Here is a 959-nt window from a genome sequence, read left to right on the forward strand (position 1 = left end):
AAAAAAGCTCTCCCGCACTAGGAAAGCTTTTCATTGGTCTAACTACTAAACCTTTAGTGCTTTCGCACTTAACAACACAACTATTTTTAGCTCCTCTAAAGTTAAACATCTAGAGGCCAAAAAAAACCTCCCAACTTCATGAGAGGCTCTTTTTTATTGGCGGTCTGGACGGGACTCGAACCCGCGACCCCATGCGTGACAGGCATGTATTCTAACCAACTGAACTACCAAACCAATATTCAATATTTTTTACATGTCATTATCAAAATTCAACAGTTGATTAAAAAAAGCTCTCCCGCACTAGGAAAGCTTTTCATTGGTCTAACTACTAAACCTTTAGTGCTTTCGCACTTAACAACACAACTAATCTTTAGCTCCCTAAAAAACTTTAGAGGGCAAAAAAAGCCGTCCCACGTTGTGAGAGGCTCCTTTTAACTGGCGGTCTGGACGGGACTCGAACCCGCGACCCCATGCGTGACAGGCATGTATTCTAACCAACTGAACTACCAAACCAGTGTTTTTGTATTAAAGCTTAATTCTTTAACGGCGACAAAGATAACTCTTTTTTTAAAACTTCCAAACTTTTTTAAAGTTTTTATTTTTAACGAAGAGTGGATAAAAAAGCATCTCTATATTTCAAGAGATGCTAGTCTCCCCTTTTGCGGTCTGGACGGGACTCGAACCCGCGACCCCATGCGTGACAGGCATGTATTCTAACCAACTGAACTACCAAACCAGTGTTTTTGTATTAAAGCTTAATTCTTTAACGGCGACAAAGATAACTCTTTTTTTAAAACTTCCAAACTTTTTTAAAGTTTTTATTTTTAACGAAGAGTGGATAAAAAAGCATCTCTATATTTCAAGAGATGCTAGTCTCCCCTTTTGCGGTCTGGACGGGACTCGAACCCGCGACCCCATGCGTGACAGGCATGTATTCTAACCAACTGAACTACCAAACC

Annotated in this window: 4 tRNA genes; all 4 read right to left on the reverse strand. The window is 40.1% G+C overall.

From position 1 onward, the window contains the following. Nucleotides 1-157 precede the first annotated feature (157 nt). The 4 genes from AABL85_RS17385 to AABL85_RS17400 all read right to left on the reverse strand — a co-directional run bounded on the left by AABL85_RS17385 (nucleotide 158) and on the right by AABL85_RS17400 (nucleotide 959). Nucleotides 158-234 (reverse strand) — tRNA-Asp (locus AABL85_RS17385). Between the two features lie 202 nt (nucleotides 235-436). After that, a tRNA-Asp gene (locus tag AABL85_RS17390) sits at nucleotides 437-513 on the reverse strand. 149 nt (nucleotides 514-662) lie between these two features. Next, nucleotides 663-736 (reverse strand) — tRNA-Asp (locus tag AABL85_RS17395). 149 nt (nucleotides 737-885) lie between these two features. Continuing rightward, nucleotides 886-959 (reverse strand) — tRNA-Asp (locus tag AABL85_RS17400).

This window comes from Myroides odoratimimus (assembly GCF_038039805.1).
Classification (GTDB): domain Bacteria; phylum Bacteroidota; class Bacteroidia; order Flavobacteriales; family Flavobacteriaceae; genus Flavobacterium; species Flavobacterium odoratimimum_B.